Here is a 16,686-nt window from a genome sequence, read left to right on the forward strand (position 1 = left end):
AGCCTCTCCAACCAATTCCGGGCGGTCGGCGGTCGGTTCACGTTGCCTGGGGGTTGACGGGCTGCGGTCGGCGGTCGGTCCACGTGTCTGGGGTTGACGGGCTGCGGTCGGCGGTCGGGCCACGTGGAGCGACCGACGCGGTGGGCGGACCGCCAGGCCATCACAATTGCCCGCGGCGCCTGTGCTTAGGCGGAGCAGGGACGGCGGCAGGCAGTTGTGATGGCCCTGGGGTCCGCACGAGCGCGGCGACCACAGTTCCCTCGCCGAACGCGTGCGCGCGGAACTGCGTGAGGTTGGCTGGATGTCCGCTCACACTCAGGGGAGACCGGGTGGTGGCGCGCGTCGTACCGGGAGGGGGTTAGTCGCGGCTCAGGCGTTGGCCGGCGGTGAACCAGATGGTGACTGTTGCCAGGACGAGTGCGCCGACTGTGACGAGTAGGGAGCCGGGGACGTTCGCTCCTTGCACGAGGGCTGCGGCGATGGCTACTGCCGGCGTGATGATCACGGCGATCGCTCCGGGGAGCATCCAGCGGCGGAGGGCTCGGCGCTCTATTCGGACGTACGACGGTAGTTGCGCGGCGAATGCGGTGGCCAGGTGGGTCACCACTACCGCGATCCCGGTGACGACCAACTGCCAGCTGATCTCGGCTGGTGCTCGGACCAGCCACCCGAGCGTCACCGTCAGCAGTAGCAGCACACCGGCCAGCGAGTCGGGGAGGATGACAGTTGCCGCCAGCAACGGAATCGCCAGCAGCGGCACCAGATCCAGCTGGTCCCACCCCGCTGTCCCCGGCACCACGATCGCCACCGCTCCGCCGACCGCGATCGTCAGTCGCGCCACCAGCACGCCACGACCGGTATCGCGCAACTGCGCCAACCACAGGGTCAACTTCTCGGCGGCTGTCATGGGGCCCCCGTCCTGGACTGAGGAGCGTAGGGAGCGAAGCGACTGGAGGGACGAGGGAAGGGCGGGAACCAAGGCCCCGTGACCCGCCGCGCCGGAGGCGTGGCATTCAGCAGAGTCACGAGCGCATCCTTGGGGCGGAGGCTAGGCGGGCGGCGTCGCGGAGGACTTCGTCCAGGGTGCCGGAGCCTCGCCAGGGGACGGTGGGGACGCCGAGGTCGCCGAGGCGGTCCAGTTCGCGGCGGCGTTCGAGGAGGCGGAGGCGCCAGGCGAGGGGCCAGGAGCGTTTGTCGTGTTCGTCGAGGTCGAGGACCGAGACGACGTCCGGGGGCAGGGTGTCGACGGCGATGACGGTGCAGCCGGAGTGGACGAGGGTGACGACGTAGCCGAGGACGACCTGGCGGAGGAGTGGGCTCAGCACCAGGACGAGGCTGTCGGACTTGATCCGGTTCCGCTGGGCGAGTTGGTCGCGGTCCGGCTGGCGGCCTCGGCGGTCGGCGTGGACGAGTGCGTCGAGGATGCGGCGCAGGTGACCGCGTCCGCTGCCGGAGCGAACTCCGCGCACCAGATTCCCGGTGTCGACCAGGCGGACGCGGTCGCCGTGCCGCAGGTAGTGCTCGGCGATCGAGGCGGCCGCGCGGACGGCGGTGTCGAGACTGCTCGACCGGCCGTCGATGCCTTCGCTGACCCCGATCTCGCCGCCGGTGTCGAGCAGGATCACCACCTCGGTGTCGCGGTCCGACCAGGTCGAGGTGACGTGCAGCTCGCGGGTCCGCGCCGAGACCGACCAGTTGATCCGACGCAACCGGTCACCGGTCCGGAACGGCCGGACCCCGGCCAGCTCCGTCCCTTCGCCCGGGCGCCGTGACCGATGCAGCCCGACCAGACCGGCCGGCCGAGGCACCGAATCCACCGCTTCGAACCCTTCCCGCAACGGCAACGTCGTGACCGTCGACGCAGCAGCCGACGTCACCCGGATCCGATACGCCCCCAGCACCGAGGTCGCCACCACTGTCGGCTTCTCCAAGGCCCGCAGCCCCCACCGCTTGGACCGAACCCCCACCTCCAGCGACACCTCAGGCTCGCCCTCGCCGGTCTGCCGTCCGACAGGCTCAGCAACGGCGGCTTGGCGAGGTGAGTAGTCGAACCACTTGGACCGTGGCAGGGCCGCAACGATCAGATCGATATCCGGATCCACCGTCCCCTGGACCCGCAGCCGGTACGTCGTTGCCTGTCCCTCGAACAGCACATCCGCATCGAGCTCGGTGCGCACCTCAGGCTCTGCGCGCGGCCGGAAGAACCGTCCCCACACCGCAACGAACGCCAGCGGCAACCCGAACACCGCGGCATCGGGCCGCCGCATCAGCACGGCGATGACGAGCAGCACCGCAGCGACCACGATCACGCGGACGTGCGCGTGCGTCGGCTGCCACTTCATGACCCGACTCCCCCGGACATGTCGCGTCTCAACGACCAGCGCCGACGACAGTGGGCGGTGTCGGCACGGCGCCGAGCACGGCCCGAACGACGGTCGCCCCGGTCACGTCGTGCAGCCACAACTCCGGCCGGACCGTGATCCGGTGCGCGAGTGCAGGCACCGCAACCGCCTTCACGTCCTCCGGTACGACGTAGTCGCGGCCCTTGATCACCGCATACGCCCGGGCGGTCAGGAGCAGCGCCAGCGAACCACGTGGTGACGCACCGACCAGCACCTGCGAGTCACGTCGGGTCGCCGCAGCCAGGTCGACGCAGTACTGGCCGACGGTGTCGTCGACCGTGACTGTCTCAACGGCCTGCTGGGCTGCGAGCAGACCGGCCGCGTCCGTAACAGCCTCGACCTTCTGATCCTCGGTCCGGCGACTCATCCGGCGCCGCAGCACCTCCCACTCCTCGGCAGCGGTCGGGTAGCCGAACCCGATCCGGAGCATGAAGCGGTCGAGCTGCGCCTCCGGCAGCGGGTAGGTGCCCTCGTACTCCACCGGGTTCGCCGTGGCGAGCACGTGGAACGGCACGGGCAGCGGAAAGGTCTGCCCTTCGACCGTCACCTGGTGCTCCTGCATCGACTCCAGCAGCGCTGCCTGGGTCTTCGGTGGTGTCCGGTTGATCTCGTCGGCCAGCAGCAGACCGGTGAAGATCGGCCCCGGCCGGAAGACGAACTCCGACTCCTTCTGGTCGTACACGAACGCGCCGGTCACATCGGACGGCAGCAGGTCCGGCGTGAACTGCACGCGCCGGAACTCCAGCCCCAACGCCTGCGCGAACGATCGCGCCGCCAGTGTCTTCGCCAGCCCCGGATAGTCCTCGAGCAACACATGCCCGCCGGCCAGGATCCCCGCCAGGACCAGCTCGAGCGATTCCCCCTTACCGACGACCGCCTGGCCGACCCGCTCCAGCACCCGCCGGCAGAGGTCGGAGACCTCCGTCAGCCCCAGCTCCCGGCCCACCCTCCCGCCCGGGGTGATGACGTCGACGGGTCGGGCTTCGGAATCGGTCACGGTTCCTCACAGGTTCTCGATGGTCTGGATCGCGGCCTCGATCTCGGCGAGGGTTGCGATGCGTTTGTCGTCGGAGGTGATCAGGTCCCACACCTGGTCGCCGACGAAGGCCCGGGCGCGGTCCGGGTCGAGGTCGGGATCGATACCGTGCCGGTGCACGAGCCGGTCGATGGTGAGCTCCAGCAACAGCGGCTGGATCCGTCGCGCGAACGTGAACGAGCCTTCGCCGTTCCGCCGCTCGCGGCTCGACTCCTGCAACCAGGTCGCGATGAACTGCGTCCGGTTGTCGTTGCTCTGATCCCGTGCCGCTGCGAGCTCAGCGTCGTGCCGCGCGGGCCAGCTGGTCTCCAGCAGTTGCGGGCCGAGCTGCCGCAAGGCCACCGACCCGAAGCCGATCGCCAAGGCAGCGGCGACGAACCACAGCGGCCGCGGCGCCATCCCGGCCGCGCCGAACGCGCCCACCAGCAACAGGCTCGCCACGACGGTGAAACCGACGTGCTGCAAGAGCACCTTGTTCAGCCGCAGGGATCGAACCGTCGGCTTCGGCACCGGCCGCTCGCCCTCGTCCAGCGGAGTCCATTTGTACGACGTCATCCCCGCACCTCCCCGCCGTCCGACGGAGCTGTAGCGGCACTGACGCGCTGATCGGCCTGAACTGCGGCCAGGTCGTCACGCAGCCGGATCAGCGCCGCCCGAGCCTCGGCCCGGGACTCCTCACTGGAACCGTGCGTCGAGTAGCGAGCCTCGCGATACAGCTCCCCCAGCCGGATCAGATGCGGCTCGGAGATCCCACCCACGCCGAGCACGCGGACAGTGAACTCGGCCGGTGTCTCGGCAGGTTGCCGCGCGACACCCGCCGATGCGGCAGCCTGCTCCAGCGCAACCCAGCAAGCGATCACCGCATCGGTCGCCCGACCCGAATCGATCGCGGCCAGGCCGGTGTCGACCGCCTCCGCAAGCTTCTCCGCGGCGACCCGCTCCCAGTCCGGGTCGGACTCCGTCACGGCGGGCAGCTGCACGCGCTGGATGATCCGGTAGATCAGCAGCGCGATGAAGACGAGCAAGGCGGCCGCGGCGAGCCAGAACAGTGCTTGGAAGAGACCCTGGATCCAGCCCGGCACCTCGCGGGTCTTTTCCGGTGATCCCGTCTTCTGCGAGAACGTCGGCATCGTCGCCTCCGTCGTCGTCCGGGTCACCGTCGGCATCGGCTTCGGCGACAACGTGCTGTCGCTGACCGGCCGCACCGAACCGCCCGCCGACGCCAGCACGACGAACCCGGCGCCGGCGATCCCGAGGATCAGCACGACGACCAGCGCCAGGCTCCCGCGACGGTGGGTCAACATGCTGGGCAGGCTAGCCGATGAAAAGCGCTTTCCAAGCCCGATTTCCCCTTTGTGCCACCAGAGTGCGCACAGAATGCCGAGAGAGTGCGCACTCAGGTCTGCCGGGCAGATGGGTTGTGGTTAGAGGGTGATGGACCAGTTGGTGAGGGTGCCGGTGTCGGCGGGGCCGTTGTCGCCGATGCGCAGGGTCCAGGTACCGGCGGCGGTTTCGTTGGCGGGCACGTCGTACGTCTTGCTGGCCGGCAGTGGGTGGCAGCTGAAACCGCCGCTGCGCTGCAGGTAGTACCAGCGGCCGCTCGGGGAGACCAGACTGATGTTGAGGTCCTCCAGGCACGTGTGGTTGCCCTCGACCTTCACCTTGACCGGGCTCGTGGTGCGTCCGGTCGCGGTCGACTTGACCGGGCTGACCGTGGTCTGGAAGTCGCGGATCGGGTAGTCCGTGCCGTTGGCGAAGGTCCGCTCACCCGGCTCCGGATCGGGATCAGGGTCCGGATCGCCGGAACCGGTGAGCAGAGTCAGGTTCCACTTGGTGAGTGCCTCGGAGACCGGCTGGAAGATCGAGTTGTCCTGGTCACCGGTCACGCAGGACGAGTTGCCACCGGAGTGCAGGCCGACAGCCTTGTCACCGCGCAGCCACGCACCTCCGGAGTCACCGCCCTGGGAGCAGGCCGACGTCGTCGTAAGCCCCTCGATCACGACATTGCCGTAGTCGATCGTCTGGTTGACCGCACTGACCTTGCCGCACTCCCAGTTCGGCGCAGTGTTGCCGGAATGGCAGACCGTGTCACCGACGATCGCCTCGGCCGCCCCGGTCACGGTGACTGCGGGCTGACCCCAGGTGTTGACGTTCGGCGACGTAGTCCAGCCGGCTTCCGTGACCGCGACAACGCCCATGTCGCCCTCGCGCGCGTTCACACTGCGCGAGCCACCGACGTTCGACGTACCGAGCTTGTTGCTCTGTCCACTTGCGCCGTACGCCGCCTGGTTCGCGTCGTTGGTGCAGTGCCCCGCGGTCACGAAGTGCTTGTTGCCTTGGGCATCTGTTGCCGGGAAGCCGACGGAACAGTTGGACTCGCCGCCCGGCCACCAAGGGTCGCCCGGGTTCACCTCCCCGGCCTGCTGGCGGAACGTCGTCGCCACGGACTCCACCCGTACGCCGTCGATCCCGTGGAAGGCGTCGCTGCCCCCGCGCGCCTTGACCACGACCTGGTTGGTCACGGGGTCGATTCCCCAGCTGCGCAGGTTGTTCTGACCACGGGCGATCTGGTCGACTTTGGCCAGCAGCCCGTCCAGCTGCTGCTGGCTGCGGGCGACGTACTTCGGGCTCGCACCAGCGGCCCGAACCTGAGCGGCGGCAGCATCGCTGGTCACAGCAACCACCAGCCGGCCGTTCTCGATCCAGCGACCGGCCTGCGCCGAGCTGGCCGGGAGGCCGGCCGAAACCTGGTGTGGTTCGGACGGTGCGGCGCTCGACGGCGCCGGCAAGGCGATCAGGCTGCCACTCAGCAGCAGGGTCGCAGGGACTCTCATTCGCATGGTGCACTCCTCCGGTTGGGACGGTGCACCGAACCTAGGAGTGTGACCAGCAGGTGAAAATCGCCGGAACCCCTTTCACAGTTAAGTGAAGGGCCTTAACAGTTCACACCCACGTCCAGCGGAAGCCGTGTCGCCCCGGCCCGAAGTTCAGTACGACGTCGTGCACCTCAGGCGCGACATCGACCACACGCTCCTGCTCCACACCGTCGTCGAGCTGCGAGAACGCCGTACAGGCGGCCGGGAGCATGTCCGGGTCGAAGCAGAGCTCCAGCACGAACTCACGCACCGGCAGCCGGAACTTGCGCTCGTAGTTCGTCGCCGGCGGATAGGGCGCGACGTTCACCAGCTCATGCTCGGTGATCACCGTCTCGCCCTTGCGCAGTGGGCGGTCGAAGAGCAGCTCGGCAACGAGCAGCCCGTCCTCGGGACGCCGGACCGTCCGGCCGAGCGAGCAGTGCCGGAGCGGCCAGATGTCCGGCAGCGGCCGGTCGTGCTCATCCAGATGCATGATCACCACCCACCTGTCCGGTCCGTCCGCCTCAGCACGCAGCACCTGCCGTGAGTGGTACGAACGCTCACCGCGATCCGCACCGATGAACACCCGGTCGTGCTGACTGATGCGGGTCAGCCGCTCGTCCCAGTGGATGTCCACCTCGCGCACCGCCGCTTCGACCGCACCAGGACGAGGCCAGTACGCCGCTACGTCGGGCCGATCAGGAACAGTGCTCAGCCAACGACCACGCGGCCGCGGTGGCCCCAGCGACGCGGACAAAGTGCCGACGGGTACCTCCAGCACCTCCTCCAGCAGCGCGACCGCAGCAAGCGAGCCCCGCCGCTCCGGACGTGACCGGCCGGACTGCCAGTAGCTCAAGGTGGCCATGCTGACCGACACACCCTGCACCAGCAGCCGCTCGCGGATCCGCTCCAGGCCGAGTCCGCGCGCCTGGATGGCCGCGCGCAGCACCTCGGCAAACTCGCGCTCGCCCATGCTCGCGACCTTAGGCACGAGCAGCCGCGGTGACCAGAGCGTGGACGCTTAACTGTTAACAACCGTGCCGGAGCGATTTCGCGGGAAAGCGGGAAATTTCCCGTACTGGCGGGAAAGACGGTCTACCCCAGCTCTGGACTGATGAAAACCGTTTTCATATACTCGCTTCATGACCGCCCACGTGAAGACCCCTCTGTCCCTGCTGGTCGGGCTGTCAACGACGCTCCGGCAGCCCGTTCTCGACGCGATGCTGGATGCGACCACAGTGGCTGTGGTGGTCGATCAGGACGACCTCGCCGGGCGCGGTGTGCTCACCTGGCGCGTGCTCGACGCGACCGGTCCGATCGACGCCGGTGAGTTCACCGTCGGCGACGACTGCGGCGCCTGCCAGCTGATCGAGTCCCTGATGCCTCTGCTGGAGACCCTGGTCGCGCGCAAGCACTGGGACCACGTCGTACTGTCGGCTCCCCCAGCAATGGAGGCGCGTCCACTGGCGTCCACCTTGGTCGCCCTGCTGCCGGAGATCACCGTCGACACAGTTACGTGCGTAGTCGACGCCGTACTGGTGGTGGAGCAGCTGTCCGGAGACGAGCTGCTCGACGAGCGCGGTCTGGCGCTCGGGCTACCGGACCGGCGGAACGTGGCCGAGCTGACCGCCCGCCAGATCGAGTACGCCGATGTCTGCGTGCTGGCCAACGCTCACCGCAGTAAGGCGCCGGACCGGCTGCACAACCTGCTGCTGCACCTCAACCCGCGCACCACCGTGGTCATGGCCGACGCGAGCGGCGTACCGGATGGGCCGGTCGCGCGGACCGGGCTGTTCAACTTCGCAGCTGCAGAGTCATGGGCGGGTGACCTGGCCGCGGCCGACCGGGTGCAGCCAAGCGGTGAGGGCGTGACCACTGTGCTCTGGCGCTCCACGAGGCCGCTGCATCCGGCGCGGTTGAACGAAGCACTCGAGGACATCGTGGACAACGTCGTACGGAGCAGAGGCGTGGTGTGGCTGGCGAACCGCCCCACACAGCGTGTGCGTTGGGAGTCTGCCGGTTACAGCGCTTCGCTTGGCACACTGGGCGAGTGGTCGGACACTGAGCACCTGGCCGAGTGCACGGTGGTCGCTACGGGCATGGGCCTCGACCCGGCCCGGCTGCAGTCGATTCTGGACGCCTGTCTGCTGACGGAGTCCGAGCTGGCCAGTCTGGACTGGAAGGAGCTCGAGGACCCGTTCGCCGGCGTGCTACCCCAGTAGCGGCAGGCGGTCGGCATGCTGACCGAGCATGTCGAGGTCTGAGTCGTCGAGCGGCAGCCGTCCGGTGCCTTTGAGCACGTACGTCGTGGTGTCCCAGTCGATCACGTCCCACGCCTCCGGCCCGAACAGCCCATCCAGGGTGCGCGCAGTGACGCGGAGCGCCTCTGGATCGGGCTCCGGCGCGTCCGGAAGGTTCAGCGTCAGGTCGAGGTGGTGAACGGTTGCCTCCAGCACCAGGGTCGCGACGAAGTCCTTCACCTCCAGCACGTGCCCCTGCGTCTCGACACGGCCCTCAGCGCGCGCAGCAGCCCGTACGGCGGCCTCCGACACCTCCCGCCAGTGCTGCACCAGCACGCCGGGCTTCCGGTACGCCGCGGCTACACCGCGCACGAAGCTCGTGTTCTCGTCAGAACCCGGTGGGAAGTCACGCCAGTAGCTGACGAAGTCCCGGTCCGGCTCAGCCGCGGCCGGGCTGGCAAAAGCGATCAGGGCGCGCTGAGCGTCGTACAGGACGTGCACCAGCAGCGGACCGACCGGCATACCCGGGCATCTGGTCTCGCGTGCGAAGTCTGCGGTGCTCAGACCTTGCACCGTCTCGGTGAGCCGCCCGTACGCCCGACCCAGTGTGTCTGTCAGTCCTCGCGGCAACGCACCACGCTCGGGTGCTTTCATCCCGACCTCCTAGCTGAACTAGCTGCGCGCAATCCTCAGGTGCTCGGTCGCGACGGCCTCCAGGTGACTCAGGTCAGAGGAGACCGTGGCGAACGTGTATCCCTGCTCCAGACGCCGTCTGGCGTTCTCACCGTCGAACGTGTGGATGCCGACCGCTATTCCGGCGGCCGTCGCGGTCTTGGCGATCAGTGCGATCGCCTCCTCGAACGGACCGGCGATCTCAGGGTCACCCGGGTAGCGGGCACCGAGTGACAGGGCCAGGTCGGCCGGACCGACGTACAGACCGTCCAGTCCGGGCGTCGCGCAGATCTCGGCGACGTTCTCGAGCGCCTGTGCCGTCTCGATCATCGCCAGCACCACAGTGACCTTGTTGGCCTCGGCCGGCGCCGGATCGATCCGCAGCGCGGACCGCATCGGCCCGAACGAGCGCCTGCCGAGCGGCGGGTACTTAGCCGACCGCACCGCCCGCGCCACATCCTCGGCCGTGTCGATCAGCGGGATGATCACCCCGAAGGCACCTGCGTCGAGAGCACGCCCGATCGGCGTCGGGTCGTTAGCCTCCACCCGGACCAGGCCGGCGGAGCCACCGCCATCAATCGCCAGCAGTCCGTTCAGCAGCCCCTGGTAACCGATCAGACCGTGCTGTCCGTCGAGCACCACGTAGTCATAGCCCGCCCGTGCAATCCGCTCGGTCGCAGGCGGCGCATCCAGCGTCACCCAGTAGCCAACCTGCTGCTGCCGATTCCGTAACCGCTCAGCGAAGCTCACACCTACACCCTAGACCGGCGGCACCCCGTGACGCCGCGTGGAGAAGTGCCGGTCCTTGGACTGGGCAGCTCCGAGCCGCGCGATCAGGTCGTTGCGCAGGTCCTCCGGCTCGACGATGGCGTCGATCACGAGGTCGGCGGCCAGCCGGAGGATGTCGATGTCGGTCTCGTACTCCTCGCGGAGCTTCGAGACGTACTCGACCCGCTCGGTCTCGTCGGCGATCTCCTGGATCTTGTTGTAGTACACGGCATTGATCGCCGCCTCCGGACCCATCACCGCGATCTTCGCGGTCGGCAGCGCGATACACGCGTCCGGCGAGAAACCCGGACCACACATCGCGTACAGACCGGCGCCGTACGCCTTGCGCACGATCACCGAGACCGTCGGGACGGTCGCCTCCGACACCGCGGTGATCATCTTCGCGCCGTGCCGGATGATCCCGGCCCGCTCGACCTCGCTGCCGATCATGAAACCCGGTACGTCGCACAGGTAGATCAGCGGCACGTTGAACGCGTCGCACAACCAGATGAACCGGGCCGCCTTGTCCGCCGAGTCGACGAACAGTACGCCGCCCTTGACCGCCGGCTGGTTGGCCACGAACCCGACCACCTGGCCGGCCAGCAGGCCGAACCCGACCACCAGCTCCGGCGCGTACGACGGCTTGATCTCGAAGAACGTGTCCGCGTCCGTGATCGCGTCGATCACGTCGTGGATGTCGAACCCGACACTCTCCTCCACCGGGACCAGGTCGCGAGTGAAATCACGTCCCGGCTCCGAGGCGTCGTACGACGGCGGCCGGGCCCGCCACGAACCCGGTAGGTAGGAGAAGTACTGCTTGGCCAGCTCGATCGCCTCGGTGTCGTCGGAGGCGAGCAGATCACCGCAGCCGGAGACACTGGTGTGCATCCGGGCGCCACCCATCTCCTCCAGCGTCACCTTCTCGCCGACGACCATCTCGGCCATCCGCGGTGAGCCGAGGTACATCGAGGCGTTGCCGTCGACCATGATCACCAGGTCGCAGAACGCCGGGATGTACGCACCGCCGGCCGCGGACGGGCCGAACAGGCAGCAGATCTGCGGGACCTTGCCGGACAGCGCGACCTGGTTGTGGAAGATCCGCCCGGCGCCGCGGCGGCCCGGGAACAGCTGCACCTGGTCGGTGATCCGGGCACCCGCGGAGTCGATCAGCCAGAAGATCGGCAGCTCGTCGCGCAGCGCCACCTCGGTGATCCGGACGATCTTCTCAACCGTCCGCGCACCCCACGAGCCCGCCTTGACGGTCGGGTCGTTCGCCACGATCAACGCCGGGCGGCCGTCGACCAGCGCGCGGCCGGTGACCACGCCATCAGCCGGCAGACCGGCGTTCAGCGCGTTGGCCAGCTGCGCCTCCTCGACGAAACTCCCCTCGTCGACCAGCAGCGCGATCCGGTCACGCACGTACAGCTTGTTCTGCGAATCTAGTTTGGCTTTCGCCTTCTCCGGCGGAGCGAGTGTCGCCTCACGGGCGACCTTGACCTCTGTCCAGTGATCACGGGTCATGGGGCCCATCATTCCACTGGGAGGCCGAGGCCCCGGGCGATCAGCATGCGCTGGACCTCCGACGTACCCTCGCCGATCTCGAGGATCTTCGCGTCGCGGTAGAACCGGGTGACCGGGTACTCCTCCATGAAGCCGTAGCCGCCGAAGACCTGCGTCGCGATCCGGGTCGCGGTCACCGCGGACTCGCTCGCGTACAGCTTCGCCACCGACGCGGCCTGCTTGAACTCCTGCATCGGCGCGCCCGCATCCTTCAGCGCGGCCGCCTTGTAGACCAGCATCTCGGCGGCGTCCGCCATCACTTTCAGGTCGGCGATCTGGAACGCGACCCCCTGCTTGCGGCCGATCGGACCACCGAACGTCTGCCGCTCACCGGCGTACTGAACGGACATGTCCAGGCAGGCCCGGATACAACCGAGCGCTACCGCGGCGATCGCGACCCGACCGTCGTCCAGCGTCGCCAGGAACTGCGCGAACCCCTTGCCGCGCACACCCAGCAGATTCGCCTCCGGCACCCGTACGCCGGTCAGCGCCAGCGGGTGCGTATCGCTGGCGTGCCAGCCGAGCTTGTCGTACGCCGGTTCTGCGACGAACCCGGGCGTTCCGGCCGGGACGATGATCGTGGAGATCTCCGGCTTACCGTCTTCGCGCGTCCCCGTCCGTGCGGTCACCGTCACACACGACGTGATCGCGGAGCCCGAGTTCGTGATGAACTGCTTGGACCCGTCGATCACCCACTCGCCGTTCTCCAGCGTCGCCCGCGTCTTGGTGGCACCGGCATCCGACCCCGAATCCGCCTCGGTCAGCCCGAACCCGGCCAGCTTCTCCCCGGCCACCAGCTCCGGCAGCCACCGCTGCTTCTGCTCGTCGGTCCCGTACGTCAGGATCGGGTTGATCCCGAGCCCGACCGCCGCCTCCAGCGTGATCCCCATCGACTGGTCGACCCGGCTGATCTCCTCGATCGCCACGCACAGGCTGGTGAAGTCGGCGCCCGCGCCGCCGTACTCCTCCGGCGCGGTCAGCCCGAACAGCCCGAGCTTGCCCATCTTCTGCACGACCTCCACCGGGAAGTAGTGCTTGCGGTCCCACTCCGCCGCGTGCGGCGCGATCTCCGCCTCGGCGAAGTCACGCACACTGCGCCGGAACTCGCGGTGCTCCTCGGACAACTCGAACATGACAACTCCTCTGTGCTTGACGCTTACGTAAACGTAAAGCACAGTGGGCCAGGTGCACAATATCCGGGTGCCCGCCGAAACATGGACGATCGCCGAACTCGCCGCCGAGTACGACGTCACCCTGCGCACCATCCGCTTCTACGAGGACCGCGGCCTGCTCACCCCCGAACGCCGCGGCACCGTCCGCGTCTACCACCCCCGCGACCGCGTCCGCCTGGGCCTCATCCTCCGCGGCAAACGCCTCGGCTTCTCCCTCGACGAGATCGCCACCATCGTCGACATGTACGACGCCGAACCCGGCGAAGCCGGCCAGCTCGAATACCTCCTGGCCCAGATCACCACCCGCCGAGCCGACCTCGAACAACGCCGCCAGGACCTGGAACAAACCCTCCAAGACCTGGCCGACCTAGAAGCCCGCTGCCAAACCGACCTCAAAGCCCTCCGCAACCGGACCTAGCGGGCCGTTCCTTACTCGCTCTGGTAGCCCTTTGCTTGGGTGGTGAACAGGTGGGCGTAGATGCCGTCGGCGGCTAGGAGTGAGGTGTGGGTGCCGGTTTCTGTGATGGCGCCGTTGTTCAGGACGACGATCAGGTCGGCGTCGCGCAGGGTGCCGAGGCGGTGTGAGATCAGGACTGAGGTGCCGCCCGTGCGCAGGGTGCTGATCTTGGCGTGTAGTTCGGCTTCGGCTTCTGGATCGAGGCCGGCGTTCGGCTCGTCGAGGATCAGCAGGTCTTTGTCGGCGCGGAGGAAGGCCCGGGCCAGGGCCAGCCGCTGCCACTGTCCGCCGGAGAGGATGACACCGGTCCCGTCGGAGCCGTCGTCGTCGGCGAACATCCGGCTGAGCATGGTGCGGTAGCCGTTCGGGAGAGTGTCGACGACGTCGTGGATGTCGGCCTGTACGGCGGCCGCGGTGATCCGGTCCGGATCGTCCAGCGCGGTGAGGTCGCCGAGCGCGATGTTCTCTGCTGCGGTGAGGTCGTAGGACATGAAGTCCTGGAAGACCGCGCCGATCCTGTCCCGTAGCCGGGCTGGATCGAGATCGCGCAGGTCGATGCCGTCCCAGGTGATTCTGCCCTTGGTCGGGTCGTACATCCGGCACAGGAGTTTGACGACGGTCGACTTGCCCGCGCCGTTCTTTCCGACCAGACCGACGGCCATGCCGTACGGAATGGTGACCGTCACGCCTCGCAGCACCCACGGCAGGTCGTCGCCGTAGCGGAACCAGACATCTTCGAGCACGATGCCGCGGCGTAGTTCCGGCGTCGCGACCGGATGCTCCGCAACTGGCAGCTCTGGCGGAGCGGCGAGTACGACGGTGTAGTGGTTGAAGATCATCAGCTGTTCGTTCGTCTGCGCCAGTAGCGAGATGATGCCGGCCACCGCGATCTGCACACCTGCGACCGCGGCGATGAACAGGGCGATGTCGCCCGCGGTCAGCTCGCCGCGGCCTGCCGCGAGAATCGCCCAGACCAGCCCTGTACCGGCCACGACAGCGGCGAGGAGCTCGAGTCCACTTTGGACGAACAGCTCGCGGCGGTCGAGGGCACGCCGGGCGGAGTGAATCCCCGACATCGTTCGCATCATCCTGCCGCGCAGAAAGTCGCCGGTGCCGAACAGCCGGATCTCCTTGCTGGCACGCGCATCGGACAGCAGCATCTGGTAGAAGAGCTCGCGGCGTTCATCCGGGCTCAGCCGCAGCGTGGTGTTCACCCGGCGCTTTGCCAGCGCGAGTTCGGCCAACAGGGCCGGTAGCGCGGCGACCAGGACGATCCCGGCGATGAGCGGGCTGATGAGATAGAGCGCTCCGAACAGGCCGAGCGCCGTGATCACGTTCCTGACCAGTTGCAGGGCTGCGATGGTCAACTGCGCCGGAGCACTGTCGGCCGCTTCGGCAAGCCGCAGCTGGTTGAGGAACTGCGGATCCTCGAACCGGCCGAGTCCAGGAAACCGGTTGACCGCCTGGTACAGCCGGTCCTTGGCCGCCCGGCTGATGCGCCGCTGCGCCTCCGCGGAGAAGTACTGCGTGACCTGCGGGAGCGTCGCGGTCAAGGCGCCGAGCACAGCAAGGGCGATCGCCATCGGAAGCAGCGCGTCGATCGCGGTGCCTCCGGTCACCGAGTCGATGACCAGCTTGGTCAGCCAGGTGACGGCGACCGGGAGCACCGCCCCCACCAACGCGATCACACTCAGCAGCCCGAGCTGCGCGGGCGCCTCCCGAAAGGCCAGCGCCGCCGCCGGCGCCAACCCTCGGACCGTGAGCCGGTCCGTCATGAGGCCCGTGCACGCATCGGCCTGGTGACCACGCCAAGTACCGCATCCTCTGTGGTGAAACCCCAATGCCGGGAGTCCCCGCTGCGGATCGGATTGTCTCCGAGCAGCAGCAGCCGTCCCGCCGGCACCAACGCACCCGCGAAGGCGAGGTCGTCGTTCTCCGCCCAGCTGTCCCGGATGACCGCCGGTATCCGTTCGCCTGGTGTCGCAGCGACCCGCTTGATCACCCAGGGCTTCGCCGCCGCGAAGTCGGCAGAGTGCGGACGGGCAACGACGACCAGGTCACCGGTCCGGAGCGCGGTCAGGGGCGCGCGCCGTACCAGGACCCGGTCGCCGTCGTACAGGGTCGGCTCCATGCTTGGGCCTTGTACGTCGACCACCACCAGCCGCCGCGTCCTCACGAGCAGTACGACGGACGTGGTCGCGACGACGGCAGCGATGACGACTCTCCACAGCACAGCCGAACTCCGGTCAGGCCGGCGCAGGTACCGGCAGCATGGACATGTCGATCGCACTCGCGGTGATCTTGCCGGCCTCGACGACGGCGTACGTCGGGAACGCGGTCACACCGAACGCGGTGGCTATCGGTCCGGCGTAGTCCTCGACGACGACCCGCGCGCCGGCGCCGAGGACGCCGACCATCTCGGACGGATCGTCATCGCCCTCGGCGACAACGATCGCGAGCACGCTGTCCTTTCCACCAGGTACGCCGGCGGCGCGGGCGGCGAACTTCGGCGCGTTCTCGACGCAGGGTGGGCAGGACACCGAGAAGAATCCGATCACCGTCTCTCCGGTCAGCGACTCCTTGCCCACGGCAACGTCGTCCGTGCTCACCGCGGTGAACTCGTCGACCTCCGAGCCCGGAGCCCGCATCGAATCCGCGGGCAGGCTCTGCATCGCGCCCTGCGGGATCTTCGCGATCGCCTGGTCGTGTTCCTTCAATCGGCGAATGACACCGAACAGCAGCAACAGGTTCAGTACGCCGACAATGCCGACCACGACAACCAGCGCGGTGAGAAACGTCGTCAAGGGATCCAGCCTCTCTTCACAATTCTTGCCGGGCTACGACGTTGCCGTCGTGCGGAACAGACCGATCAGGTCGTCGAGCCGTGCGACCAGGGCCACGCCGATCAGCGCGGCGAACGCGACAATGCAGGCCGGCCCCAGATCCAGCGCGGCCGCCGTGTCGCTCAGTCCCGTGGCAAGGCCGAGGACGCCGAACGCCGCAAGAGCGGCATTGCGGGCAACATGCTGCGGACCAAGCGGCGAGTTCGACGCGCCGAAGCACCGGCAGGGCGCCCGCTGCCCACGACGCAGCGAACGGACGATGGCCGCCGAAAAGACGGCGAGCAAGCCGATGCCGGCGGCAAACCCCCATGGGACCAGCGCCGAGACGATCAAGGCGACCACGACGGCGAACTCGGCCGCGACGGTGGCAACGGCGAGCTGCCGCGCCCGTGCTACCCGCGCCCCGGTCAACCGGGCCGTCGCTGCCGTGAAGTCCGTGAACGCGGTCCGCGAGTAGACCTTGGAGCCGGCGGACACGGCGAACACACCGCCCAGCAGAACCCGGCAGCCGAACTCGAGATACTCCACACCCGCCTCGATCCACTCGTCCCAGATTGGACGGGGGGGGGGGGTGGGAACCCCCCCCCCAGCACAGGGGGGGTTGGGGGGGGCGTAGGTGGGGGGGACACCAGTCGGGTATAAAAAAAAAACAGCCCCCCCGACCAAATACAAAAGAGGGTT

17 protein-coding genes are annotated in these 16,686 nt (G+C 68.3%); 2 read left to right on the forward strand and 15 right to left on the reverse strand.

Annotated features, from left to right (window positions below):
• Positions 1-358: 358 nt before the first annotated feature.
• The 7 genes from ACFCV3_RS40465 to ACFCV3_RS40495 form a co-directional block, all read right to left on the reverse strand.
• Positions 359-907, reverse strand: coding sequence for a hypothetical protein (locus tag ACFCV3_RS40465; protein WP_376040204.1), 549 nt, complete (start codon positions 905-907; stop codon positions 359-361).
• Positions 908-1,022: 115 nt separating this feature from the next.
• On the reverse strand, positions 1,023-2,342 hold the full coding sequence (locus ACFCV3_RS40470; RefSeq protein WP_376040207.1) for a DUF58 domain-containing protein: 1,320 nt from the start codon (positions 2,340-2,342) through the stop codon (positions 1,023-1,025).
• Between the two features lie 28 nt (positions 2,343-2,370).
• Complete coding sequence (locus tag ACFCV3_RS40475; RefSeq protein WP_376040209.1) at positions 2,371-3,399, reverse strand: AAA family ATPase; 1,029 nt, start codon at positions 3,397-3,399, stop codon at positions 2,371-2,373.
• A 6-nt stretch (positions 3,400-3,405) separates the two neighbouring features.
• Positions 3,406-3,993 carry a hypothetical protein gene (locus tag ACFCV3_RS40480; RefSeq protein WP_376040212.1) on the reverse strand — a complete coding sequence of 196 codons (588 nt, stop codon included), beginning with the start codon at positions 3,991-3,993 and terminating at the stop codon, positions 3,406-3,408.
• On the reverse strand, positions 3,990-4,742 hold the full coding sequence (locus tag ACFCV3_RS40485) for a DUF4129 domain-containing protein (protein ID WP_376040215.1): 753 nt from the start codon (positions 4,740-4,742) through the stop codon (positions 3,990-3,992). Before ACFCV3_RS40485 ends, ACFCV3_RS40480 begins: the two co-directional genes overlap by 4 nt.
• 120 nt (positions 4,743-4,862) lie before the next feature.
• Positions 4,863-6,278 (reverse strand): proprotein convertase P-domain-containing protein, encoded by a 1,416-nt coding sequence (locus tag ACFCV3_RS40490; RefSeq protein ID WP_376040218.1) that lies wholly within the window; start codon positions 6,276-6,278, stop codon positions 4,863-4,865.
• Between the two features lie 103 nt (positions 6,279-6,381).
• Positions 6,382-7,266: a helix-turn-helix domain-containing protein gene (locus tag ACFCV3_RS40495; RefSeq protein ID WP_376040221.1), complete on the reverse strand. Its 885-nt coding sequence runs from the start codon at positions 7,264-7,266 to the stop codon at positions 6,382-6,384.
• 169 nt (positions 7,267-7,435) lie between these two features.
• Between ACFCV3_RS40495 and ACFCV3_RS40500 the strand changes: the two genes are divergently transcribed.
• Positions 7,436-8,515, forward strand: coding sequence for a CobW family GTP-binding protein (locus ACFCV3_RS40500; protein WP_376040224.1), 1,080 nt, complete (start codon positions 7,436-7,438; stop codon positions 8,513-8,515).
• On the opposite strand, the gene ACFCV3_RS40505 is transcribed toward ACFCV3_RS40500, so the two are convergent.
• Genes ACFCV3_RS40505 through ACFCV3_RS40520 form a run of 4 tightly spaced genes read right to left on the reverse strand, consistent with a single transcriptional unit; the run spans position 8,504 to position 12,666 of the window.
• A complete protein-coding gene (locus ACFCV3_RS40505; protein WP_376040226.1) occupies positions 8,504-9,187 on the reverse strand; it encodes a maleylpyruvate isomerase N-terminal domain-containing protein in 684 nt (227 codons plus the stop codon). The genes ACFCV3_RS40500 and ACFCV3_RS40505 overlap by 12 nt on opposite strands.
• Positions 9,188-9,205: 18 nt before the next feature.
• Positions 9,206-9,955, reverse strand: a complete 750-nt coding sequence (locus tag ACFCV3_RS40510; RefSeq protein WP_376040229.1) for an HpcH/HpaI aldolase/citrate lyase family protein — start codon at positions 9,953-9,955, stop codon at positions 9,206-9,208.
• Between the two features lie 9 nt (positions 9,956-9,964).
• Entirely contained in the window at positions 9,965-11,494 is a 1,530-nt protein-coding gene (locus ACFCV3_RS40515; protein ID WP_376040232.1) for an acyl-CoA carboxylase subunit beta, read from the reverse strand.
• An 8-nt stretch (positions 11,495-11,502) separates the two neighbouring features.
• Entirely contained in the window at positions 11,503-12,666 is a 1,164-nt protein-coding gene (locus tag ACFCV3_RS40520) for an acyl-CoA dehydrogenase family protein (protein WP_376040234.1), read from the reverse strand.
• 67 nt (positions 12,667-12,733) lie between these two features.
• Here ACFCV3_RS40520 and ACFCV3_RS40525 point away from each other — a divergent pair, with 67 nt between their 5' ends.
• Positions 12,734-13,123: a MerR family DNA-binding transcriptional regulator gene (locus ACFCV3_RS40525; RefSeq protein WP_376040237.1), complete on the forward strand. Its 390-nt coding sequence runs from the start codon at positions 12,734-12,736 to the stop codon at positions 13,121-13,123.
• A gap of 11 nt (positions 13,124-13,134) precedes the next feature.
• On the opposite strand, the gene ACFCV3_RS40530 is transcribed toward ACFCV3_RS40525, so the two are convergent.
• From ACFCV3_RS40530 to ACFCV3_RS40545, 4 genes are read right to left on the reverse strand one after another with little or no spacing between them, the layout of a single operon-like run.
• Positions 13,135-14,937: an ABC transporter ATP-binding protein gene (locus tag ACFCV3_RS40530; protein ID WP_376040240.1), complete on the reverse strand. Its 1,803-nt coding sequence runs from the start codon at positions 14,935-14,937 to the stop codon at positions 13,135-13,137.
• On the reverse strand, positions 14,934-15,395 hold the full coding sequence (locus tag ACFCV3_RS40535; RefSeq protein ID WP_376040242.1) for a S26 family signal peptidase: 462 nt from the start codon (positions 15,393-15,395) through the stop codon (positions 14,934-14,936). The genes ACFCV3_RS40530 and ACFCV3_RS40535 overlap by 4 nt, the downstream gene beginning before the upstream one ends.
• 13 nt (positions 15,396-15,408) lie before the next feature.
• Positions 15,409-15,966 (reverse strand): TlpA family protein disulfide reductase, encoded by a 558-nt coding sequence (locus ACFCV3_RS40540; RefSeq protein ID WP_376040244.1) that lies wholly within the window; start codon positions 15,964-15,966, stop codon positions 15,409-15,411.
• A 33-nt stretch (positions 15,967-15,999) separates the two neighbouring features.
• Positions 16,000-16,533 carry a MauE/DoxX family redox-associated membrane protein gene (locus ACFCV3_RS40545; protein WP_376040247.1) on the reverse strand — a complete coding sequence of 178 codons (534 nt, stop codon included), beginning with the start codon at positions 16,531-16,533 and terminating at the stop codon, positions 16,000-16,002.
• Positions 16,534-16,686: the final 153 nt, after the last annotated feature.

It is taken from the genome of Kribbella sp. NPDC056345, from assembly GCF_042262745.1.
GTDB lineage: Bacteria > Actinomycetota > Actinomycetes > Propionibacteriales > Kribbellaceae > Kribbella.